Origin of the sequence: Duganella sp. CF402, from assembly GCF_900109645.1 — a bacterium.
Taxonomy (GTDB): domain Bacteria; phylum Pseudomonadota; class Gammaproteobacteria; order Burkholderiales; family Burkholderiaceae_D; genus Rugamonas.
In genome coordinates this window covers 2,271,471-2,293,523 of sequence record NZ_FOBG01000001.1, presented here as the reverse complement: position 1 = coordinate 2,293,523, position 22,053 = coordinate 2,271,471, and the positions used below count along the sequence as shown (strand labels likewise).

Genomic DNA, 22,053 nt, shown 5'->3' with positions numbered 1-22,053 from the left:
GAAGTATCAATGCGTACTTTCAAAATCTATGGTGCATATCTCAACGCGATTTAGCACAGGAGTATTCGCGAGCGCTTTGATATGCCTCAATTGTGGTCTGCAGCTGTCCAAATGACAGAGCTGACCCTGAATTTCTAAGGAGTAATGATGGTGCGTGATGCGTATGCTTACCGGCAAATGGCGGTGGAGTCGGTGGAGTGGAATGGCCGGGTGGAGATTCATCCGGTGTCCGGCCAGGCTTATGCGACGGACTTGCCGGTGCAGTGCTCGCGCCGCATGAGCGATACCAGCGTTTATCCGCTCGGTACGATTTTTCTCGTCAACGCCAAACTAACGGACCGCATGGGCGGTCCGCAGTATCTGTATGTCTGGCACGGCGATGAGGTCAAGGTCCTGTCCGACAGCGAGGCCGAGGTGTTCCTCGGCGCTTACCGCCGCGTACGCCTTTAATGCACGGCCTGTAGTTTGACCGGCGGCTGGCCATCATCTTTGGCGAACGCTGCAACCACCGCCGCCATCGCCAGCGCCAACGCGCCGCCCAGCGCCATCGCACCCCACACACCGGTGTGATCGACCGTCATGCCGCCCACCAGCGCGCCGCTGGCCAGGGCGATCTGCACGACGGAGACGAACACCGCGCCACCGCTTTCCATCGCGTGCGGCGCCGCCTGGAAGATCCAGGTCTGTACCGAGATCGGCATCATGCCGAAGCCCACGCCCCATAGCACCACCAGCGCGGTTGCCGTCCACGCGTTCGCACCCAGCAGCGGCAACGCGCCGATCGCCACGCCCAGCGTGATGCCGGTGACGATCAGCGAGGTGCGCACGCTGCGCGCAACCAGCGCACCGCCAACCAGGTTGCCGAAGAAGCCGGCTGCGCCATACGCCAGCAGCAGGCTGCTGATGGTGGTCGCACTCAGGTGCGTGACCTGGACCAGGAAGGGTGTGATGTAGGTGTAAGCCGCGAACTGCCCAAGGAATACCAGCACGGTCGCCAAAATGCCCAACCGCGCTTTCGACACGCGCAGCAGTTCTGGCAGCTGGCGGAAGGTGATGGCTTTGTCCGGCGGCAGCTTGGGCAGCAGATACATTTGGGTCAGCAGCACCAGCAGGCCAACCGCGCCGGCCGCCGCGAACGCGGTGCGCCAGCCGAACAGTTCGCCGAGGAAGGCGCCGGCCGGCACGCCGGCCACGGTGCCGACCGAGACACCAGCAAACACGACAGCTGTGGCGCGCGTCGCCGCTTCGGGCGAAACCAGCCGCGTGCTCAGCGCCGGCCCGATGGCCCAGAAGCCACCGACGCCGATACCCAGCAGCGCGCGGCCAACCAGGATCAGCGGGAAGGAGTGCGACAGCGCGACAATCGCGTTCGATAACACCAGCGTGGCGGTCAGTCCCCAGATCACGTAGCGGCGGTCGGTCTTGCCGACGCCGACCGTGACCAATATCGCCGCCAGCGCTGCCACCAGGCCGGGCACGGTGACCAGCATGCCGGCCACGCCCTCGGTCACGCCCAGTTCGGCGGCGATCGCAGGCAGCAGGCCGACCGGCAGGAACTCGGTGGTCACCAGCGCAAAGGCGCCGATGGCGATCGATAGTACGCCCAGCCACGGCGAGCCGTGCGGCGCAGGCGAGGGGGCGGGTGATGAGGGAGGGGCGTCCTCGCGGAGCGCAGTGGTTTGATTTTGCATGACGAATTCCTATGATCGGTAAAAATGCTTGAGTTTTTTACTGGTCGGTTCATAATGTCGTCTGCGAGATGCTTTGTCAATGAATTTTTAACCGAATGGTATGAAAGAGCGAAAAATCGGCCGTCCGCGCACCTTTGATGCAGACAGCGCGCTGGAAAAGGCCATGAAAGTGTTCTGGGAGAAGGGCTACGAGGGCAGTTCGCTGCCGGAGCTGACCGAGGCGATGGGCATGAACCGTCCCAGCCTGTATGCAGTCTTCGGCAACAAGGAAAACTTGTTCCGTCTGGCGCTGGAGCGCTATGGCGCCACCCACGATCCGCTGTTCGATGCCGCGCTGGAATTGAAGACCGCTCGCGCCGTGGTCGAGCATTTCCTGCGCGGTAACGCCAACGCCCAAACCGAGGAAGAAGCGCCGCACGGCTGCCTGGTGATCAACGGTGCGCTGGCTTGCAGCGACGATGCGCTGCCGATCCGCCAGTCGCTGATCGAACGCCGCGCCGCCGCCGAGGTGCGCCTGCGTGAACGTTTCGAGCGTGCCAAGGTGGAGGGCGATCTGCCGCCCGATTTCTGCGCCAGCCAGATGGCGCGCTATGTGATGACGGTCTCGAACGGCATGGCGGTGCAGGCCGCCGCCGGCGCCACGCGCCAGCAATTACAGGAAGTGGTCGATCAGGTGCTACGCGGCTGGCCCGCCTGACCCGGCGGCCAGCCGCAAGAGGCAGGCTTAATCCGGCTTAATCGGTGGTGCCGTCCTCGTCATCATCATCGGTTTCGGGGACGCCGTTTTTCACCGATTCAGTACGGGCGGCGTCCAGCGCCGTCTTTAGTTTGCCGGCGTTGGTCATGAACTGGTCGACGCTGCGCTCCTCACTGTGCCGCACTTCCGGCGGCAACAATACCGACATGTAGAGCTCATCCGCCGCGCGGCCGGTGCTTTGCAGGTTGGCCATCACCATCAATCCCGATCCCGCCAGCAGCATCACAGTCGCCGTGATCAGGAAGCGGCGCGGATGGTGCGGCTTGATGGTGAGCAGGTGGAAGAACACCATGCCGCAGGCGATCGCCAGTGTGACCAGATTGCCGTAGCGCGTCAGCGATTCGATCGACCAGGCATAGGCCAGCACCGAGCTGGCCGCACGCCACAAGCCCACCGTCGCCAGCGCGCTGCCCAGAATGAACAGGTGCCGTCCCAGTCGCGCATGGCTGCCGAACAGGCGGTTGGCCAGCGCCCACACGCCGCTCCACAGCAAGCCCGCCGCCAGGCTGGACGCCAGCACCAGCAGATAGCGGATCAGCGCGAACGGCTCCACATCGGACAGCCAGGTTTCCAGGCAGCTGAACACGGCGATCAGCACCAGCCCAATGGTGGCGGGCGTTGCGCCTTCCCAGCCGTGCATGGTGGTGTCGGCGATTTCCGGCGCGACCGGGAAGTCGTACGGTCGCACGCGCAGCCGGGTGTGGCCGAGCCGCACCACGGTGTCGCCATCGAGCGTGACGCTGGCGTGGCGCCGGCCTTTGAAGACGGTGCCGTTCTTGCTGCCGAGGTCGCGCAGCACGATCTGGTTGTGCTCGTCCATTTCCACCACGGCGTGGCTGGCCGCGCTGTGGGCGTCGTCGAGGATGATTTCGTTGTCGTAGCTGCGACCGATGCGGATCGGCAGCTGCGCTACTTTGTGCCGGTGCAGCACGTCGCCGTTGCGGGCCAGGATTTCGACGAAGTAGGGGGCTTTCATTTCGCGCCTCCTTTCTTCGGCTTCTGGTTCAGCGACAGCGATTCGAGGAACACGCGCGTCAGGCGCAGGCCGTTTTCATACGACACGCCGCGCGCATCGATGCGGCTCTGCAAGCTCATCAAGCCTTGGTCGGTGCTGGCGGTCAGCAGCGCGAAGTCGTACAGGCCGGCGAACTTGCGGTAGGCGCGCACGCACAGCACGGCGCGCAGCGGCAAGTCTTTGTTCTTCACAAAATCTTCGGTGCAGTTGGGGCCGGTCAGGCGTGCGTCCTTGTTGCTGCCGAAATGCTCGTTCTTGAAGGAGGCGCTGGCCAGCTGGGCAAAGCGCAGCTTGTCGAGGTTGGTGCTGCGCAGGAACTGATGGCGGATGCTGATCTGCCCGGTTTGCAGCGAGCCGCTGACGAAGATCGCCGATTCCATCGCGCAGCTGGCGTCGTCCACCGTGAACGGTTTGTCGGCCTTGACGTTGGAACGGCCCCAGCAGCGCATCTGCTCGGACTCGCGCACCGGCACTTGATATGGCCCCATCGGCTTCAGGCTCAGCGGACTCGATAGCAGCTGGTTGACCATCGCGGTCTGGTGGGTCAACAGCTGGCCCGCCACCACGGCGGTGAAGTCGGTCGGGGCTTTCTGCTGGGCTTCGACTTTCTTCAGCAAGTCCTGGGCGTAGCGGGCCGGCACCAGAAAGCTGACCAGCTCGCCGTCGAGGCGCTTGGAGACGTTGACGCCGGCTACCGAGCCATCGACCGTCACGCTTGGTCCGCCGCTCATGCCGGAGTTGATCGGGCCGGTAAACATCAGCTGGTCGTAGAAGCTGCGCGCGATCACGCCGTTGTAGGCGCCTTCGGAAATCGCAAAGCCGAGGTCGAGCGGATTGCCCATCGAGTACAGGTACTGGCCCTGCGTCAGGCGCGCCAGCTGTTCGGGCATCTTGAAGAAGCCGGTGCCGCTGCGGTTGACGCGCAGTACGGCCAGGTCATGCAGCACGTCAACCGCCAGCAGTTCGACGTTGCCGCGCTGGCCGCCGGTGTCGACCCATTCGCCGACGTAGGTGTCGGGATCCAGCGCGAACTGCGAGACCACGTGGTAGTTGGTGAGCACCAGGTTGCTGGTGCCGATCAGGAAGCCGGAGCCGACCGAGGATTGGGTGCGGCCGCTTTTCAGCAGCGAGCGCACTTGCAGGATGTCGTTCTTGGCGGAGGCATACAGATGCTGGGCCGCGCTCGAGGGCGGCGGCAGCGGGGCCGAGTCGGGGTTGGCGTCGGCGGTTGCGGCGGGCGCGCCGGCCGGCGTGGTTGCGGTGGTGACGGGCGCGGCTGGCGCGGCAGGCGTCTTGGCGCCGTGGCCGGCTGCGGGGGCGCCGCCGCGTGCCGCCGGCTGGGCGGGCTGCGCTGCGGCGCTTGTTTCGGGCGCGGCCGGCGCGATGCCGGCGCAGCCCCAGGTCAATGCAAGTAGTGCGGCAAGCTTGATGACTTTCATGCAGTCCTTAAAACGTTACAGCGCGCCATCCTCCACCGGCGCCGGGGTCAGCGGCGTCATCATGTGGCCCAGCTTGGCGGCTTTGGTATCCAGGTAATACTGGTTAAAAGCATTGCGGTTCACCAGCAGGGGTACCCGCTCGGCTACCTCAACGCCCAGTTTGGTCATGGCATCGATCTTACGCGGATTATTGGTCATCAGGCGTAAGCTTTTCACGCCGAATTGCGCCAGCATCGGTTTCACCAGGCCGTAGGTGCGCTGGTCGGGCTTGAAGCCCAGCTGTTCGTTGGCTTGCACCGTGTCGGCACCGGCTTCCTGCAGGCGGTAGGCGCGGATCTTGTTGACCAGGCCGATGCCGCGGCCTTCCTGGCGCAGGTACAGCAGCACGCCACGGCCTTCGTCGGCGATCTTCTTCAGCGCGCCTTCGAGCTGGGCGCCGCAGTCGCAACGCTGCGAGAACAGCACGTCGCCGGTCAGGCATTCCGAGTGCACGCGCGCCAGCACCGGCGCGCCGTTGCCGATATCACCCAGCACCATCGCCAGGTGTTCCTTGCCCGTGGCCGGTTCCACGAAGGCGTGCAGGGTGAACTGGGCCCACGGGGTTGGCAGGGCGCAGGAGGTGACGTAATTCACTTCGTCTTGGGACTGCGACATGTTTTGCTCTTTATTCGGTTCGTCATAATGTAAAAAAGGCGCGCCGGGCTGTTCCAACAGACCCGGCGCGCCCCTCATGATACCAAAAACGGAAGAAACTTATTTCGGCAAGTCAAATACCAGCAGTTCCGCGTCTTCGGCTTGTTCCAGCGTCACCAGTGCTTCGTCGGTGATTTTCAGCGCATCGCCGTGCTTCAGGTGCACGCCGTTGACCGTCACCGCGCCGCGAATCAGGTGCACGTAGGAGATGCGGCCCTCTTTCAGCGTATGGGTCAGGCGGTCGCCTTCGTCCATGATGGAGGCGTAGATCTCGGCGTTTTGATGGATCAGCACCGAGCCGTTGCGGCCATCATTCGACGCGATCAGCGCCAGCTTGCCTTTTTTGCTCTCCGGCGTGAAGTGTTTCTCTTCGTAGCTAGGCGGGATGCCGACCTGGTCAGGCTGGATCCAGATTTGCAGGAAGTGCACTTGCTCCGTGCGGTCGCCGTTGAACTCGCTGTGGCGCACACCAGTGCCGGCGCTCATGCGCTGGACGTCGCCGTAGTGCAGCACCGAGCCGGTGCCCATGCTGTCCTTGTGTTCCAGCGCGCCGCTGAGCACGTAGGAAATGATTTCCATGTCGCGGTGACCGTGGGTGCCGAAGCCCTGGCCGCCCATGACCTTATCTTCGTTGATGACCAGCAGCGGGCCGAAGCCGACGTGCTCAGGGTCATGGTAGTGGCCGAACGAGAAGCTATGTTTGGAATCCAGCCAGCCGTGGTTGGCTTTGCCGCGGGAATCGGAATGACGTACTTGTAACATGGTGGGGCTCCTTTAATGTGCGATAATTTTGAAAGCGATGAACACATTGTAGACCCCCGTTTCGAAATAAAAAAACGGAAAAATTACCCCTCTACTATCGAAAAATTCGAATGCTCAGACTCAGCCTGGAAGCCCTGCAAATCGTGGACGCCATCGACCGGCGCGGCTCATTCTCCGCCGCCGGCAAGGAATTGCACCGCGTGCCCTCGACCATTTCCTACACCGTCAGCAAGCTGGAGGACGACCTTGGCGTGCAAGTTTTCGAACGCAACGGCCCGCGTGTCGAGCTGACCAAGGCCGGCGCCGAATTGCTGAAAGAGGGCCGCTATCTGTTGAAGGCGGCGCAAGACCTGGAACACCGGGTGCGCCGCGTGGCTTCCGGCTGGGAGACCGAGCTGGCGGTGGCGATGGATTCGATGTTCTCGGCCTGCCTGTTCCATGACGATGTGCCGGCCTTCTATGAGGTGGCCAGGCAGACCCGCCTGCGCATCGTGCAGGAAGCGCTGTCCGGTACCTGGGAGGCCTTGCTTGACCGCCGCGCCGACCTGCTGGTGGGCGCGGCCGGCGATGGCCCGGCCGGCGGCGGCTATGTGTCCGAGCCGATCGGCAAGATCAACTTCGTGTTTGCGGTGGCGCCGTCGCATCCACTGGCGGATGTTCAGGACAAACTGGGACGCACGCATTTGCAACACCATCGCGCCATCAGCGTGGCGGATTCGGCACGCCAGATGGCGCCGCGCACGGTGGGTTTGTTGCTTGGCCAAGACACGCTGACCGTGCCCGACATGAAGACCAAATACCAGTACCAGCTGGCCGGCATGGGCTTCGGTTTCCTGCCCGAGCCGTGCGCACGCGCCGCCATTGCGGCCGGTCTGCTGGTGGAGAAGCAGGTGGAAGAGCCCAAGCCGGCCGAGACTTTCTACCTGGCCTGGCGCAGCGGCGAAAACGGCGCGGCGCTCAACTGGTGGTTGAACCGCATGCGACAACCGGGTCTGTTCGAGCGTTTGATCAGCCACCTTCCATCATAATATTGACTAACGCCAATAGTTTCGGAGTACCATAGCAGGATAATCGTCTGTCTCTCGCTGGAATTATTCCATGACCGTATCGACCACCGCGCCGCCTGTGTTCTTGCATCCGCTTGCCGACCGTAACGGCATTCCGGCGGCATTGCTGTTCGACGCAGCGCGCTTGCCGGCCGGCGTGGCTGCTGTGACTAACGTCCCGCTGCCCCTGCTGGAAGAACTGGCCAACGGCAGCATGACCTGCTACTACCGCGCCGGCGCCTCACAGGAGCTGAACCAGGCGCTGGGCCAGGCCGGCTGGAAGCCGCTGCTGCCCGAGAAGATGGCGCGCGCCGACGCCGCGCTGCCCAAGGATCTCGACCCGGCGGTGCAATGGATAGAAGGCGACTGGTTCCTGGCGCCGCCGGCCAAGGCGGTGGGGGCGCAAGCGGCCTCGCGCGCGCTGGCGCTGCAACTGGTGCAGCTGGTCACCGCCGACGCCGACACCCACGAAATCGAAGCGCTGCTGCGGCAGGATCCGACGCTGTCGTATCACTTGCTGAAGCTGGTGAATTCGCTGGGCATGGGCACCGGCCGCCGCGTCACCAGTTTTTCGCAAGCCATCCTGATCCTCGGCCGCTCGCAGCTGCGGCGCTGGCTGAACCTGATGCTGTTCTCGTCGCGCGAAGGCGATCCGCGTTCAGCCATGCTGCTGTCGCGCGTGGCGGTGCGGGCGCGTTCGATGGAGCTGCTGTCCAAGGCGCTGGGCGAGGACAAGCACCACCAGGAGCAAGCCTTCATGGTCGGCATGTTCTCGCTGCTGGGCGTGTTGTTCGGCATGCCGCTGGAAGAGGTGTTGAAGCCGCTGACCATCAGCGAATCGGTGCAGCAAGCCTTGCTGTCGCATGACGGCGAACTGGGCCAGCTGCTGTGTGTCGTCGAATCGGCCGAGCGCGAGGATTTCGATGCGCTGACCGGCTGCCTGGCGGCGCTGCAAATCGAGGTCGCCGCCTTTAACCGCATCACCGTCGACGCGACGGTCTGGATGCAAAGCGTGGCGGCCGGCAAAGCGGGAAGCCCCCATGCGTAATGCCATCGAGCGTTGTCTTGTCCTGAGCCGCCGAGCCCGGAGCGAACAAGGCGACGCGCTGGCGCAGACGCTGTCCGAACTCGATACCATTCTCAAGGAAGCCCAGCTGGGGCTGCGCCCGGCCATTCCGCCGTCGCTGGACGCCACGCTGGAACTTGACCTGACTGGCTATGTGACCGCGTGGAGCGCCGGCGCCCAGCTGATGTTCGGCTACGCCACCGAGGAGGTGATCGGCCAGCACGTGCTGTTCCTGTACGCCGAGGACGATGATGACGGCAATATCGCCGAGCTGTTCTTCGACCACAATCCCGGCGAAGCGGCCGCGCGCACCGAGGTGCGGCGCCGCAAGAAGAACGGCGAGATCATCTGGGTCCACCTCGATATCGAACTGCGCCACGAGGACGGCGAGCCGGCCGGCATGCTGGTGCGGCTGTCGGAGGCCAACCAGGTCTTGTCGGACCTGGACAAGGTCAACCTGCACGCGCGCATCATCGAGGACAGCGAGCAGGGCGTGCTGATTACCGATGCGCACGAACGCATCGTCTCCATCAATTCCTCGTTCACGCGCATCACCGGCTATACGCCGGCCGAGTCGATCGGCAAGACGCCCGATCTGCTGCGCTCCGGCGTGCACGACGCCGACTTCCGCGCCAAGGTGCGCGAGGCCATGCAGGGCGGCGGGCCGTGGCGCGGCGAGATCGTCGGCAAGCGCAAGAACGGCGAGATGTTCCCGCAATCGGTGACCATCAGCGCGGTGCGCGACCATAACGGCAAGATCAGCCACACATTCTCGCTGTTCTCCGACATCAGCGTGCACAAGGATGCCGAGGCGCGCATGCAGCGCATGGCCAACTACGATCCGCTGACCGGCTTGCCCAACCTGTGCCTGTTGTCGCAGCTGGTGGAGCAGGCGCTGACTGAAAGCAAGCGCTCCGGCGAGCAGGGCGCGCTGCTGGTGGTTGAAATTACCCGCCTCGGCGCGATCAGCGACACGCTGGGCCACGAGATCGGCAATGAACTGCTGTGCGAAATCGGCCGCATCTTCCGCAACGCGCTGCGCGAGGGCGACGTGCTGGCGCGGCTGGACGGCCATCGCTTCGCCATCGCGCTGCTGCACCTGGAAAAGCGCGAGCACGCCGGCATCGTCGCCAAGAAACTGCTGTCGGCGCTGGCCGCGCCGATCGAGATCGCCTCGCACAGCTTGCAGGTGGGCGCGCACGTCGGCATCACCTCGTACAGCGAGGACGGGCTCGACGTGCCGACCCTGATCCGCTGCGCCGACGTCGCCGTGGCCAAGGCCGCGCAAAGCATCGAATCGAACTTCCTGTTCTACAGCGAAGAGATGAACCAGCGCGCCAAGGAGCATTTGCGCATCGAGAGCGAGCTGCGGCAAGCCTTGCTGAACAATGAGCTGCAGCTGTACTACCAGCCCAAGGTCAGCTTGCGCAGCGGCCGCATCGTCGGCGCCGAAGCGCTGCTGCGCTGGCGCCATCCGGTACGCGGGCTGGTGTCGCCGGGCGTGTTCATCCCGGTGGCCGAAGAGACCGGGCTGATCCTCGACCTCGGCACCTGGGTGCTGGAGGAAGCCTGCCGCCAGGTGCGCGAGTGGCGCGACGCCAACCTGCTGATGCCGCCGATCGCGGTCAACCTGTCGGCGCGCCAGTTCGACAACGAACTGCCGAAGCGGATAGCGGCGGTGCTGGAAAAGCACCGCGTGCAGCCGGACCAGATCAACCTGGAAATCACCGAGAGCCTGCTGGTGCGCGGCACCGACAAGGTGATCGCCATCATGAACCAGCTGGTGGCAATGGGCATGGCGCTGGCGCTGGACGACTTCGGCACCGGCTATTCCAGCCTGGCCTACCTGAAGAAATTCCCGATCAGCACCCTGAAGATCGACCGTTCCTTCGTGATCGGCTTGCCCTACGAAGAAAACGATTGTGCGATCGCCCGCGCCATCGTCACGATGGCGCAGCAACTGCGCCAGGAGATCGTGGCGGAGGGCGTGGAGACGGCCGAGCAGATGGCCTTCCTGCGCGAGCTGGGCTGCGACCAGCTGCAAGGCTATCTGTTCAGCCAGCCGGTGCCGGCGGTCGAGTTCGCGGCCATGCTGCGCGAAGGCAAACGCCTCGCATTCAATACCCGCTGAGGTGTTAGGTCACACCGCCTTTGGGCTGTTCGGCATTTGAGGAAGCAGCGCACAGCAGTGCGAGGATGAGGGACAGCTCGCGTTTATAATTGATTGAGCATTGCTTTCCTTTTAACGTCAGCCGCTGCTGCGGCCTTTTCTTTTGGAGACTGCCATGAAACAACGGACTTTCCTGGTGCGGGCGGCGGTGACGCTGGCACTGGCCTGTAGCGGCGTCGCGCTGAGCGGCTGCACCACCACCACCGGCGCGGCCGAGCCGAGCAGCGCCGCCGTCAAGACCGAGATCGAGCAGGGCGCCTACAACACGCTGGAACGCCTGTACAAGGAAGTGAAGGGTTCGCGCGAGCTGGTACACAAGGCCAACGGCGTGCTGGTGTTCCCGAACGTGGTGGCGGCCGGGTTGGTGGTCGGCGGCGAGTACGGCAAGGGCGTGCTGCGCACCGGCGGCGTGGTGGCCGATTACTACAGCGTGGCCTCGTTGTCGGTCGGCTTCCAGGCGGGCGCGCAGTCGAAGGCGGTGGTGCTGCTGTTCATGAGCCGCGAAGCGCTGGACAAATTCCGCAATGGCAAAGGCTGGACCGCCGGGGTGGATGGTTCGGTGGCCTTGATTAAAATTGGCGCCAATGGTGAAATCGACACCGCCACAGCCAATAATCCGGTACAGGCATTCGTCTTAACCAATGCCGGCCTGATGGCGAACCTGAATCTTGAAGGCACCAAGATAAACAAACTCAATTTATAAGGCAACAATGACTCGTCAAACCCTGGAGCTAGCCCGTATCCATCCTGCCGCGTTGGCACAGATCAGCAATTATCACCGCGATCTGATCGCCGAAGTGGAAGCCGCCATTGCCGCCAACAAGGTGGTGGTGGTCGGCATGGGCTTGAATCCATTCCCCGCCAAGGCGCGCAAGCTGCTGGACGCGCAAGGCATTGCCTACCAATACCTCAGCTACGGCAACTACTTCTCAAGCTGGCGGCCGCGCCTGGCGCTCAAGCTGTGGAGCGGCTGGGCGACCTTCCCGATGGTGTTTGTGAACGGCACGCTGATCGGCGGCGCCACCGATTTGCAGAAGCTGATCGCCAGCGGCGAATTGAAACGTCTGCTGGCTTAATCCGGCGCCACCTCGTCGCTGAGTTTTTCGGTCAGCGCTTTGAGGGCCGGGGGCGCCTCGTTCAGATGGTATTGGACGCAGTGCGTCTGCTGGCCGTCGTCCACTTCCAGATCGTACTGAAAGTCCCACGACTTGGGCGCTGGGCTGAGCAGTTTGGGGTGTAGCGCGAAGAAATCGCTGGCCTGCAGCAGCTTCTGCACTTCGTTGGCCTGGTTGGCCGGCAGCTGTGCCAGATCGACCGTGCGCGTTTGCGCCCCGGCCGGCCCGGTGAAACCGCCTTTACATCGCAACGTCAAACGCATGATGCTTCCTTTATGCCACGCCGACCACTTTCCACGCCGCTTGCACGGCGTGCTGTTCGGCTGAGTTAGTCCCGTACAGCAGCGCCGCCGATTCCGAGGTGGCTTTGGCCATGTCGGCAAAGGTGGCGTTCGGCGTCAGCAGCGACAGTGCCTTGTACCAGATCGGCCCGGCCTTGTCCCAGGCGTTGCCCTTGAGCGCGATGGCGGCTGCGTAGAAGGCGTGGTTGGGGATGCCGGAATTGGTGTGCACATCGCCGCCTTCCACATATCCTGCCATTGTTTTCGGTTGGTCGTCGCCCGACCAGGTGATTTTCGTGTTGCCAGGATCGGCCATCGAGCGCAGCGCCTTGCCAACCGTCGGCGCCATGATGCCGGCGCCGATCAGCCAGTCGGCCTGCTCGACGGTTTGCTTGAGCGTCCACTGCTTGACCAGGCTGCCGAACACGTCCGAGATCGATTCGTTGAGCGCGCCGCTCTGGTCGGCGTAGACCAGACCGCCTGGCACGGCGTATTGGGTGACGCCGTGGGTCAGCTCGTGGGCGATCACATCGATGGCGCCGGTGAAGCTGAGGAACAGCTTGCCGTCGCCATCGCCGTAGACCATTTGCTGGCCGTTCCAGAAAGCGTTGTTGAACTTTTGCTGGTAATGAACGGTGGAGTCCAGCCGCAGGCCCTTGCCATCGATGGAATTGCGCTTCAGGACTTCGCGGAAGAAATCGTAGGTGGCGCCGGCGCCGTCGTAGGCTTGATTGACGGTCTTGTCGCTGGACGGCTTGCTGTCCTCGCCGCGCACCAGCTTGCCGGGCAGGGCGGATTTGTTCTGGGCGTCGTACACCGTGCGGCGTTTTTCGCCGGTGGCGGCAACCAGCCCCATCATCATCGGCGCAACCGAGCGCTGGCCGCGCAGGTGGGCGGAGAGTTCGGCTTGGTCGAGCAGGCAGTGGCGTTCGTGGGCGTCGGTGGCGTCATCGGCCAGCTTGCGCAGCATCTTCGACGGGATGATAAAACACGTGCAGCCATGCGCATGCTGATTCATGACGTTCTCCTAAACAATGCAATAACGTATTTATACACGGAATTGCATGGCCGGGATGTCACGTTAAGGATTCAGTCCGGTACCAGCTGCCTGGGCAGGCTGATGGTGAAAACACAGCCCACGCCAGGTACGTCGCGCACCTGCAGCGTGCCGTGACAGGCGTGGACCGATTGCTTGGCAATGGTCAACCCCAAGCCGAGCCCGCTGCGGTCGGCGCCGTTTTGCGCGAACGGCAAGAACATCGTTGCCTCGGCGTTGGGCGGCAGGCCGCCGCAGTGATCGGCAACGTCGATCTGGATGCGATTGGCGGCGCCGTAGGCGCTCAGCCGGACCTCGGTGCCCGGCTGGGTGAACTTGATGGCGTTTTGCAGCAGATTCGCCACGGCCGAGAGCAGCAGTTCGCGGTTGCCGCTCAAGGCCAGCAAGGGATCCACCGGCGCCACCACCAGGGTGCAGCCTTTCGCCGCTGCCGCCAGATGCGCCGCAGCGGCCAGTTCCGCCACGAACAGCGACAGGGAAAAGGAGTGCAGCACGATGGCATGCTGGTCGCCGGCGCGGACATCCAGCAAGGAGTCGTCTATCATCCGGGCCAGCCCGGCGAGGCTGCGTTCAAGGATGGAACCGGTTGCCCCCGACAGGCTCAGACTACCGGCCTTGGCGGCCGAAAAGGCGAGGGCGGCCGTACCCAGAATATTTCTCAGTTCGTGAGCAAACATGCCCACGCGCTCTTTGCTTTCGCGCGCCAGTTTTTCGGCCGTCACCAGCTCTTTCTGGTAGCTGAATTCGTTGACGGCATCGGCAATTGCATTGTCCAGGCAGCGGTTCAGGGTCCTGAACTCGTGGATCTGGAACGGCGCATCGCGCTCGACCGCCAGGTCGGTGATGGCCTGGCACAGGTCGCCGTAATCGTGCACCACCTCGTCGACGGCGAAGCCCATGTCCAGTAAGTCCTTGCCGTGCTGGGTGGCGGATGCGCCGACTTCGGACAATGCCGATGTGCCCCCGGCGGAGCCGGAAATGGCGTGGCTGGCGGACGGATCGGGAGTTTGCTCTATCCTCAGCGTTCGTATCAGCTGGTCGAGGAAAATCGGCACGCCGTTTTCCAATTGTACGGAGGAGGCCGACCTGCCTGGCCGCTGCGCGACCTTCTCGCGGCAGCGCCGCTCCAGCTCGGCTCGATTATTGGCTAGGAATTCGTGCATCATGGGAAGGCCTTTTTGGTGATCGATATTGCGGTGGGGTCGCTGGCCGGAAAGCTGTCTGCCAGCGCCAGGTCGAGTGCCGACTCGACATCCATTAATCGCTGTTGATCGCGCAGGTTCTGGACTGCGTTGCAGGCGTGGGCATGTCGCTGGCGCAACTGCAAGTAGGCGTGCTGGTGTGCAGACGAGCGTCGGTCGTCAAAAATCTTTTGATAGCGCAGTACAAAAATCGATTCGCGCGCGGTGAGTCCGATCAGGGCTTCGTTGCCTTCAGCATCGTGGCAAAGCGAGCCGTTCGACTTGAGCTGAATGCGTTCTGCGGTATTGAGATCGAGCATGGCATCTCCGATCGGTACTGCTGCCGGTGGGCCATCACAAATGGAAGAGGCTGCGGTAGAGGTTGGCTGGCCATCGCGCTGCAAGCGGCGACCAACACTTTTATGACCAGATTGAATATAGCACCCTTATGGGCGGAGACGATTGCATTTGACGATGAATTAAGCTTTCCTATCTGAGCGCTAAGCTGCCGCGCTCGCCTGCCTGAGTGGATCGAGCAGCATGCGCAGGTTGTTGTGGTCGATTTCGTACATGAGTGCGAGCAGCGTGCCAAGTTCGCCGGACGGGAAACCCGCGCGCGCGAACCAGCCGAGATAGTGCCCTGGCAAATCCGCAATCTTGCGCCCCTTGTACTTCCCGTAAGGCATCTCCCGGATGAGCAGTTGGGCGAGTTTTTCTGAATTCACTTGTATTGATGAAGGTGAAATTTTGATAGTATTTTGCTTGAAAACCACTATAGAATGCTTAATGATAACCTTTGTTTCTAGAAATTAGTCACCTGAGTGGAGCTAACATGGAACAAGATCATGGTGTGCGAAATGTGAATAAAAGCACATTCGGCGATTTTATCGACTTTGACCTGCGGGTCGTCGATTCCTGGCGCCAGTGCCGCATTTCCGGCACGGCGCTGGCGATGCTGGGAGGCTCGGCCAAGATGTCCGGACTAAAGGCGTTCGAGCAATACGAAGCGGATATCAAGCAAATTGCCGCCAGCCTGCTGGCCACCAAGTCGGGCAACGGCCGACTGGCGATTATTTCCTCTGATATTTGATCTCAAAGCAAGAGTGTTTTGGATTTTCGTGTCTTTTTCTCACTAACGGGAAGCCCGATACTGCATGACATCAACTTTTCAGGAGTTATGTCATGCCTATTGCACTGCTTGCGCTGACCATCAGCGCGTTTGCCATCGGGACTACCGAGTTTGTTATTGTCGGCCTGCTGCCGACTATCGCCGCCGATCTGGGCGTGAATTTGCCCTCGGCCGGGCTGCTGGTCAGCCTGTATGCGATGGGTGTGGCCGTCGGTGCGCCGGTGCTGACGGCGCTGACCGGCAAACTGCCGCGCAAGCTGCTGCTGGTGTCGCTGATGGTGCTGTTCACGCTCGGCAACCTGCTGGCCTGGAAGGCGCCCAGCTATGAATCGCTGGTGATCGCCCGCATCCTCACCGGTCTGGCACACGGCGTGTTCTTCTCGATCGGCTCGACGATCGCCACTTCGCTGGTGCCGAAGGAGAAGGCGGCCAGCGCGATCGCCATCATGTTCACGGGCTTGACCGTGGCCCTCGTCACCGGCGTACCGCTCGGGACGTTCATCGGCCAGCACTTCGGCTGGCGCGAGACCTTCCTCGCCGTGTCCGCACTGGGTGTGCTGGCCGTGGTTGGCAGCGCGATCTTTGTGCCGTCGACCATCGCCCACAACAAGCCTGCCTCGCTGCTGCAGCAGGTGAAGGTGCTGGGCGAGCCGCGCCTGCTGCTGGTGTATGCCATCACGGCGCTGGGCTACGGCGGTTCGTTCACTGCTTTCACGTTCCTGGCGCCGATCCTGACCGATATCACCGGTTTCAGCGTGAATGCGGTGGGCCTGGTGATGCTGGTGTACGGTGTATCGGTCGCGGTAGGAAATATCTGGGGTGGCAAGCTGGCCGACCGGCGCGGCCCGGTGGGCGCGCTGAAGATCATCTTCCTCGGTCTGGCCGCTGTACTGCTGGTGCTGACTTTCACTGCGCCGTACAAATGGCTGGTGTTGGCAACTGTACTGGCATGGGGCGCGGTGGCGTTTGGTAACGTGGCTGGCTTGCAGGTGTACGTGGTGCAGCAGGCGGAGCACTTCACGCCGCGCGCCGTGGATGTGGCGTCGGGCCTGAATATCGCTGCGTTCAACCTTGGCATCGCAGGTGGCGCGTGGGGCGGTGGCTTGATCGTCGAGCATCTGGGACTGGTGCACACCGGCTGGATCGGCGCACTGGTGGTGTTGGGCGCCTTCGGCCTGACTGCGCTGAGCGGTCGCCTGGATCGCCTGAATCCTTGTCCGGCCAGCGTTGGCGGCGCCAGGTCCATCCACGCCGTGGCGCACTGATTGAGGTATATTGGCGGCGATTTGAATCACTCGCCGCCAATATCCCATGTCCGCAGTCTCCCTGTTTTGCCTCGTCTCCGCTTATTTCGCCGTGCTGCTGCTGGTGGCATGGCGCACCTCCCGCAACGCCAATAACGACAGCTTCTTCATCGGCAACAAGAACAGCAACTGGATGCTGGTCGCGTTCGGGATGGTGGGCACGACGCTGAGCGGCGTCACCTTCATCAGCGTGCCGGGCGCGGTGGGCCGCGATGGTTTCGGCTACCTGCAGGTAATCCTTGGCTATGTGCTCGGCTACATCGCCGTCGCCTACATCCTGCTGCCGCTGTACTACCGCCTCAAGCTCACCTCGATCTACACCTATCTGGAGCAGCGCCTCGGTCCGCGCTCGTATCAAAGCGGTGCGGCTTTCTTCATCCTCTCGCGCACGCTGAGCGCGTCGGCGCGGCTGTACCTGGTGGTGAATATCCTGCAGCTGACGATCCTCGACAGCATGGGCGTGCCGTTCTGGCTGACCACCGCCGTCATCCTCGCCATGATCCTGCTGTACACCTACGAGGGCGGCGTCAAAACCATCGTCTGGACCGACACGCTGCAAACCGCCGGCATGGTGCTGGGCCTGGTGAGCTGCGCCGGCTGGCTGCTGCACGCGATGAACTTGTCGCCGCTGGACAGTATCGCGCAAATGCAGGCCCACGGCCTGACGCGGGTGGTCACCAGCACAGTCGACAGCCCGGCCTATTTCTGGAAACAGGTGCTGGCCGGCTTCTTCATCGTGCTGGCCATGACCGGCATGGACCAGGAAACCATGCAGAAGAATATCTCGGTCAAAACCCTGCGCGATTCGCAAAAGAATATGCTGCTGTTGACGGCTGTACTGACAGCTGTACTGGTACTGTTCATGTACCTTGGCGGGTTGCTGTACCTGTACGCTCCCACGGCAGGTGTATCGGCGGTGGGTGACAAGATCTTCCCAACTGTAGTGATGGCGCACATGCCCGCTGTACTGCAACTGATTTTCTTCATCGGCCTGATTTCGGCGCTGTTCCCCAGCGCGGACGGCGCCATGACCGCGCTGACGTCCTCGTTCAGCATCGACATCCTCGGCGTGCAGCGCCGCACCGACCTGACGGAGCAGGCACAGATACGCTTGCGCCACCGCGTGCACCTGGTGTTCTGCGCCATCTTCCTGGCGCTGGTGCTGGTGTTCAAATGGGTGGACAACGCCAGCATGGTCGGCCTGGTGCTGAAGCTGACCGGCTACACCTACGGCCCGCTGCTTGGCCTGTTCGCCTTCGGCATTCTGACCCGCCGTGCGGTGCGCGACCGCTGGGTGCCGCTGGTGGCATTGGCCGGCCCGATTGTGTGCTATGTCATTGATTCGAATCAACAATTGCTGTTTGGCAGCTACCGCATCGGCCTCGAATTGCTTATCCTGAATGGATTGCTGGTGTTCGTTGGTCTGCTATTCATCTCGAAAAAGCAGTATTATCCTTGCAAATAACGCAACCACTGGAGTGTTGATGAGCCAATCACCGATTTCCTACATCCGTAACGGCTTCGCCTTTTTCTGGCGCGCGCTGGACACCAGCCGCCGTACGGTCCTCAATCTGATCTTCCTGATCATCGTGCTGGTGCTGCTGTACGCTATCTTCGGCGGCGGCGCAAAGCCGCTGCAGCCCAAGACCACGCTGGTACTGGAACTGAAGGGGCAACTGGTTGAACAATCGAGCGTCAACGCGCGCGATGCGCTGGTGACCAACCTGCGCGGCGGCGAAGTGCACAAGATGATCCAGCTGCGCGACGTGCTGGCAGTGCTGGAGCAAGCGGCCAAGGATCCCGATATCGGCGCCGCCGTGCTGCTGACCGACGAGCTGCAAGGCGCGGGCCAGGCTTCGCTGCGCGAGGTGGCCAGCGCCATCGACCGCTTCAAGGCTTCCGGCAAGCCGGTGGTGGCTTGGGGTTCGAGCTACGACCAGCGCCAGTACCTGCTGGCGGCGCATGCCAACGAGGTGTATCTGCATCCGATGGGTATGGTGCTGATCGAGGGCTTCGGCCGCTATCGCAATTACTACCGCGATGCGCTGGACAAGCTGGGCGTGACGGTGAACCTGCTGCGCGTCGGCACCTACAAGAGCTTCGCCGAGCCGTTCATCGCCAACGGCCCGTCGCCGGCGGCCAGCGAGGCCGAGTCCTATCTGAATGGCGCGCTGTGGGCTGCCTACACGGACAACGTGGAGAAGGCGCGCAAGCTGCCGCAAGGACAGATTATGAAGACCATCAACGATCTGCCTGCGCAAGTGGCGGCGGTGAATGGCGACCTGGCCAAGCTGTCGCTGTCGACCAAGTTCGTGGATGGCCTGAAGACCAAGGATGAACTGCGCCAGATGATGATCAAGCGCGGCGTGGCCGATGCGGAAAACAAGAGCTTCCGTCAGGTCAGCTTTGATGATTACCTGAACCGCGTGCCGCGCAAGCTGACCGGCGACGCCGTCGGCGTGATCGTGGCGCAGGGTGAAATCAGCGACGGTTCGGCCGGTCCCGGCTCGATCGGCGGCGATTCGACTTCCAAGCTGATTCGCATGGCGCGCGAGGATGACAACATCAAGGCGGTGGTGCTGCGCGTCGATTCGCCTGGCGGCAGTGCGTTCGCTTCGGAGCTGATCCGCCGCGAACTGGAACTGACGCGCGCCGCCGGCAAGCCGGTGGTGGTCTCGATGGGTAACGTGGCCGCATCGGGTGGCTATTGGATTTCGATGTCGTCGGATGAGGTGATTGCGGAGCCGACCACCATTACCGGTTCGATTGGCGTGTTCGCCATCCTGCCGACCGCCGACAAGGTGATCGACAAGCTGGGCATCCATACCGCCGGCCAGCCGACCACCTGGCTGGGCGATGCGGGCAATCCGCTTCGTCCGCTGGATCCGCGCTTCGGCCAGGTCATCCAGGGCAGCATCAATCACATTTATGCGGAGTTTACCGCCAAGGCGGCGGCGGCGCGCAAGACCACGCCGGAGAAGATTGACGAAGTGGCGCAGGGCCGGGTGTGGACTGGCGCGCAGGCCAAGGATCGCGGCCTGGTGGACCGCCTGGGCAGCTATGGCGACGCGTTGAAATCTGCAGCGGCGCGCGCCAAACTGCCGGCCGATTATCGCGTGGTGTATGTCGAGCGCGAGATCAGCAAGTTTGACCGCATTATCGAGATGGTGGGCGGCGGCACCGCACAAGCTGTGGCTCAAGCCGTGGCGGCGCAGTTGAAGCTGGGCGCTACCGCCACCACCGGTTTGCCGCCAAGTGCGGCTGCCGGTATCGCGAACGACTTTGGCTGGCTGTCCGATATCACGACGCAGAAAAAACCGTTCACCGCGATCACGCACTGCTTGTGCGAATCACCTTAAACCTGCAGCGGTAGCGTCACTTCAAAGCAGCTGCGCCCATCTTTCATCAGGGCGCAGCGTGCTTCGCCACCGTGGCGGCGGGCGATCTGGCGTACCAGCGCCAAACCAAGTCCGGCGCCGGTGTTATCCAGTGTGCCGCGACGACGGAAGAAGGGCTCGAACACGCGCTCGAATTCCGGATCCGGTACGCCCGGTCCCTTATCCCACACCCTCAACGTTGCCACGCCATCGGCGCAGGTGATCTGCACGCTGGCCGGCGCCACGCCGTGGCGGTGCGCGTTCTCCAGCAGATTGCGCAGCAGGCGGCGCAGCAGGCGCGGATCGCCCTGCATCACGGCCGATTCGCCGTCCAGTTCAACGTCGTCGTAGTGCGCGCATTCTTCCGCTGCCAGTGCCAGCAGGTCCAGTTCTTCGGTGTCGGTGTTCTCCTGGATAGCGCCGAGGCGGCTGGCTAGCAGGATTTCATCCAGCAGGTGATTGAGTTCGGCGATATCCTGCTCCAGCCCCTTGCGGCGTTTCGGGTCGATACCTTCCGGGATCAGCTCCAGCGCCAGGCGGATGCGCGCCAGCGGCGTGCGCAGTTCGTGCGAGGCATTGGCCAGCAGCGTCTTGTGCGCACCTACCAGCTGTTCGATCTGGTCGGCTGCGCGGTTGAAGCTTTGCGCCAGCCGTGCTACTTCATCCTTGCCTTCCACCGGCACGCGCGCCGTGAAATCGCCAGCGCCGAGTTTTTCCACGCCCATCTGCAAGCGTTCCAGCCGCTTGGTCAGGTGGCGCACCAGCGGGAAGGCCGCCACGCCAAGGCCGATCGCCAGCAGCAGCAAGGCGTTGTGCAGCATGGCTTTGGGCCGCGTGAAGCCCAGTGGTTCGCTCGACAGCAGCTTGCGGCCGTCGGGCAGGCGCACGAAGGACTCCGGCGGCGGGCCGGTCACGCCTTGCCGGCGCCAGTGGCGCGCCGGGATCTGTTCGCCGACCACGGCCAGCGGACGCCAGTCGCGCGTGTAAAGGGTCATGTGGGCGTTGAGGTTCGCGGCCACGCGGGCCAGCGCCGCCTGCTGCACTTCGGGCGGCGCGTCGATCGGCGCCAGCACGTTCTGCATCACTTGCGCCAGTGTGTTGTTGGAGCGTTCCAGCGGGCTGCCGGTGCGGTTCCAGATCATCACCACCGCAAATGCGAACAGCACCAGGATGAACAGCAGCGCCACATAAAAGCGGAAGTAGAGGCGCGGCAGGCCGATAGAAAAGCGCGCCATCAGTCTTGCACCTTGGCGAACAGGTAGCCGGCGCCGCGCACGGTGATGATGCGGCGCGGTTTCTTGGGATCGTCCTCCACGGCGGCGCGGATGCGCGACATGTGAACGTCGATGGAGCGGTCGAACGCTTCCAGCGGTTCGCCTTTGAGCAGGTCCATCAGCGCGTCGCGCGACAGCACGCGGCCCGCGTGTTTGGCCAATACCAGCAGCAGGTCAAACTGGTAGGCGGTCAGCTCGCACGGTACGCCGTCCAGCCGCGCGGCGTGGGCGGCGGGATCGATTTCGAGGCGGCCGAAGCGCAGGAAGTCCGCACCGGCTGCTGCGCCGGCGTTGCGCGGCGCATCGAGATGGCGCACATCGACGCGGCGGCGCAGGATGGCGCGCAGGCGCGCCAGCAGTTCGCGCGGCTCGAACGGCTTGGGCAGGTAGTCATCGGCGCCGATTTCCAGACCAACGATGCGGTCGATGGCGTCGCCGCGCGCGGTCAGCATCAGCACCGGCACGTCGGAATTGGCGCGCAGTTTGCGGCAGACATCGAGGCCGTCCATATCGGGCAGCATCAGGTCCAGGATCACGGCGTCGATCTCGGCGGCGGCGATGTGTTCCATCGCGGCGGCGCCGGTCGGGGCGTGGGTAACGCGGAAGCTCGCCTGGCTGAGGTACTCGGTGAGCATCTCGGCCAGGCGGGGATCGTCTTCAACTAACAGTATGCGGTCTACAGGATTCATGCGTTTA

At 63.1% G+C, this 22,053-nt stretch carries 23 protein-coding genes; 11 read left to right on the top strand and 12 right to left on the bottom strand.

Features of this window, described 5'->3' with window-relative positions:
* Positions 1 to 144: 144 nt before the first annotated feature.
* Positions 145 to 450, top strand: coding sequence for a hypothetical protein (locus tag BMZ70_RS10275; RefSeq protein ID WP_229205367.1), 306 nt, complete (start codon positions 145 to 147; stop codon positions 448 to 450).
* On the opposite strand, the gene BMZ70_RS10270 is transcribed toward BMZ70_RS10275, so the two are convergent.
* Positions 447 to 1,691 carry an MFS transporter gene (locus tag BMZ70_RS10270; RefSeq protein WP_092273246.1) on the bottom strand — a complete coding sequence of 415 codons (1,245 nt, stop codon included), beginning with the start codon at positions 1,689 to 1,691 and terminating at the stop codon, positions 447 to 449. The genes BMZ70_RS10275 and BMZ70_RS10270 overlap by 4 nt on opposite strands.
* A 100-nt stretch (positions 1,692 to 1,791) precedes the next feature.
* Here BMZ70_RS10270 and BMZ70_RS10265 point away from each other — a divergent pair, with 100 nt between their 5' ends.
* Positions 1,792 to 2,388 carry a TetR/AcrR family transcriptional regulator gene (locus tag BMZ70_RS10265; RefSeq protein ID WP_092273243.1) on the top strand — a complete coding sequence of 199 codons (597 nt, stop codon included), beginning with the start codon at positions 1,792 to 1,794 and terminating at the stop codon, positions 2,386 to 2,388.
* A gap of 37 nt (positions 2,389 to 2,425) precedes the next feature.
* Here the strand turns inward: BMZ70_RS10265 and BMZ70_RS10260 are convergent, their stop codons facing one another.
* From BMZ70_RS10260 to BMZ70_RS10245, 4 genes are all read right to left on the bottom strand, one after another.
* Complete coding sequence (locus BMZ70_RS10260; protein ID WP_092273240.1) at positions 2,426 to 3,424, bottom strand: FHA domain-containing protein; 999 nt, start codon at positions 3,422 to 3,424, stop codon at positions 2,426 to 2,428.
* Positions 3,421 to 4,902, bottom strand: a complete 1,482-nt coding sequence (locus BMZ70_RS10255; RefSeq protein WP_092273237.1) for a S1 family peptidase — start codon at positions 4,900 to 4,902, stop codon at positions 3,421 to 3,423. Before BMZ70_RS10255 ends, BMZ70_RS10260 begins: the two co-directional genes overlap by 4 nt.
* A gap of 15 nt (positions 4,903 to 4,917) precedes the next feature.
* Positions 4,918 to 5,556, bottom strand: coding sequence for a GTP cyclohydrolase II (ribA, locus tag BMZ70_RS10250; RefSeq protein WP_092273234.1), 639 nt, complete (start codon positions 5,554 to 5,556; stop codon positions 4,918 to 4,920).
* 99 nt (positions 5,557 to 5,655) lie between these two features.
* Positions 5,656 to 6,357, bottom strand: a complete 702-nt coding sequence (locus BMZ70_RS10245) for a pirin family protein (RefSeq protein ID WP_092273231.1) — start codon at positions 6,355 to 6,357, stop codon at positions 5,656 to 5,658.
* A gap of 110 nt (positions 6,358 to 6,467) precedes the next feature.
* On the opposite strand from BMZ70_RS10245, the gene BMZ70_RS10240 reads away from it, so the two are divergent.
* The 5 genes from BMZ70_RS10240 to BMZ70_RS10220 all read left to right on the top strand — a co-directional run bounded on the left by BMZ70_RS10240 (position 6,468) and on the right by BMZ70_RS10220 (position 11,715).
* A complete protein-coding gene (locus tag BMZ70_RS10240; RefSeq protein ID WP_092273228.1) occupies positions 6,468 to 7,385 on the top strand; it encodes a LysR family transcriptional regulator in 918 nt (305 codons plus the stop codon).
* Between the two features lie 70 nt (positions 7,386 to 7,455).
* Positions 7,456 to 8,451, top strand: coding sequence for an EAL and HDOD domain-containing protein (locus BMZ70_RS10235; RefSeq protein ID WP_092273225.1), 996 nt, complete (start codon positions 7,456 to 7,458; stop codon positions 8,449 to 8,451).
* On the top strand, positions 8,444 to 10,600 hold the full coding sequence (locus tag BMZ70_RS10230; protein ID WP_092273222.1) for a putative bifunctional diguanylate cyclase/phosphodiesterase: 2,157 nt from the start codon (positions 8,444 to 8,446) through the stop codon (positions 10,598 to 10,600). Before BMZ70_RS10235 ends, BMZ70_RS10230 begins: the two co-directional genes overlap by 8 nt.
* 154 nt (positions 10,601 to 10,754) lie before the next feature.
* Positions 10,755 to 11,342, top strand: a complete 588-nt coding sequence (locus BMZ70_RS10225; protein ID WP_092273219.1) for a BPSL1445 family SYLF domain-containing lipoprotein — start codon at positions 10,755 to 10,757, stop codon at positions 11,340 to 11,342.
* Between the two features lie 7 nt (positions 11,343 to 11,349).
* Complete coding sequence (locus tag BMZ70_RS10220) at positions 11,350 to 11,715, top strand: glutaredoxin (protein WP_092273216.1); 366 nt, start codon at positions 11,350 to 11,352, stop codon at positions 11,713 to 11,715.
* Here BMZ70_RS10220 and BMZ70_RS10215 read toward each other — a convergent pair.
* The 5 genes from BMZ70_RS10215 to BMZ70_RS10195 form a co-directional block, all read right to left on the bottom strand.
* A complete protein-coding gene (locus tag BMZ70_RS10215; protein ID WP_229205366.1) occupies positions 11,712 to 12,017 on the bottom strand; it encodes a protealysin inhibitor emfourin in 306 nt (101 codons plus the stop codon). The genes BMZ70_RS10220 and BMZ70_RS10215 overlap by 4 nt on opposite strands.
* Positions 12,018 to 12,027: 10 nt before the next feature.
* A complete protein-coding gene (locus tag BMZ70_RS10210) occupies positions 12,028 to 13,053 on the bottom strand; it encodes a M4 family metallopeptidase (protein ID WP_092273213.1) in 1,026 nt (341 codons plus the stop codon).
* Between the two features lie 71 nt (positions 13,054 to 13,124).
* A complete protein-coding gene (locus BMZ70_RS10205) occupies positions 13,125 to 14,258 on the bottom strand; it encodes a sensor histidine kinase (protein ID WP_175500771.1) in 1,134 nt (377 codons plus the stop codon).
* Positions 14,255 to 14,593 carry a hypothetical protein gene (locus BMZ70_RS10200; protein WP_092273210.1) on the bottom strand — a complete coding sequence of 113 codons (339 nt, stop codon included), beginning with the start codon at positions 14,591 to 14,593 and terminating at the stop codon, positions 14,255 to 14,257. Before BMZ70_RS10200 ends, BMZ70_RS10205 begins: the two co-directional genes overlap by 4 nt.
* A 180-nt stretch (positions 14,594 to 14,773) precedes the next feature.
* Positions 14,774 to 14,998, bottom strand: a complete 225-nt coding sequence (locus tag BMZ70_RS10195; protein ID WP_092273207.1) for a DUF3820 family protein — start codon at positions 14,996 to 14,998, stop codon at positions 14,774 to 14,776.
* A 107-nt stretch (positions 14,999 to 15,105) separates the two neighbouring features.
* On the opposite strand from BMZ70_RS10195, the gene BMZ70_RS10190 reads away from it, so the two are divergent.
* From BMZ70_RS10190 to sppA, 4 genes are all read left to right on the top strand, one after another.
* On the top strand, positions 15,106 to 15,363 hold the full coding sequence (locus BMZ70_RS10190; RefSeq protein ID WP_092273204.1) for a hypothetical protein: 258 nt from the start codon (positions 15,106 to 15,108) through the stop codon (positions 15,361 to 15,363).
* 92 nt (positions 15,364 to 15,455) lie between these two features.
* Positions 15,456 to 16,667: an MFS transporter gene (locus tag BMZ70_RS10185; protein ID WP_092273201.1), complete on the top strand. Its 1,212-nt coding sequence runs from the start codon at positions 15,456 to 15,458 to the stop codon at positions 16,665 to 16,667.
* Positions 16,668 to 16,713: 46 nt separating this feature from the next.
* Positions 16,714 to 18,171, top strand: coding sequence for a sodium:solute symporter (locus tag BMZ70_RS10180; protein WP_092273198.1), 1,458 nt, complete (start codon positions 16,714 to 16,716; stop codon positions 18,169 to 18,171).
* A gap of 19 nt (positions 18,172 to 18,190) precedes the next feature.
* On the top strand, positions 18,191 to 20,065 hold the full coding sequence (gene sppA, locus BMZ70_RS10175; RefSeq protein ID WP_092273195.1) for a signal peptide peptidase SppA: 1,875 nt from the start codon (positions 18,191 to 18,193) through the stop codon (positions 20,063 to 20,065).
* Here sppA and BMZ70_RS10170 read toward each other — a convergent pair.
* Complete coding sequence (locus BMZ70_RS10170; protein ID WP_092273192.1) at positions 20,062 to 21,318, bottom strand: sensor histidine kinase; 1,257 nt, start codon at positions 21,316 to 21,318, stop codon at positions 20,062 to 20,064. The genes sppA and BMZ70_RS10170 overlap by 4 nt on opposite strands.
* Entirely contained in the window at positions 21,318 to 22,046 is a 729-nt protein-coding gene (locus BMZ70_RS10165) for a response regulator (RefSeq protein WP_092273190.1), read from the bottom strand. The genes BMZ70_RS10170 and BMZ70_RS10165 overlap by 1 nt, the downstream gene beginning before the upstream one ends.
* Positions 22,047 to 22,053 lie beyond the last annotated feature (7 nt).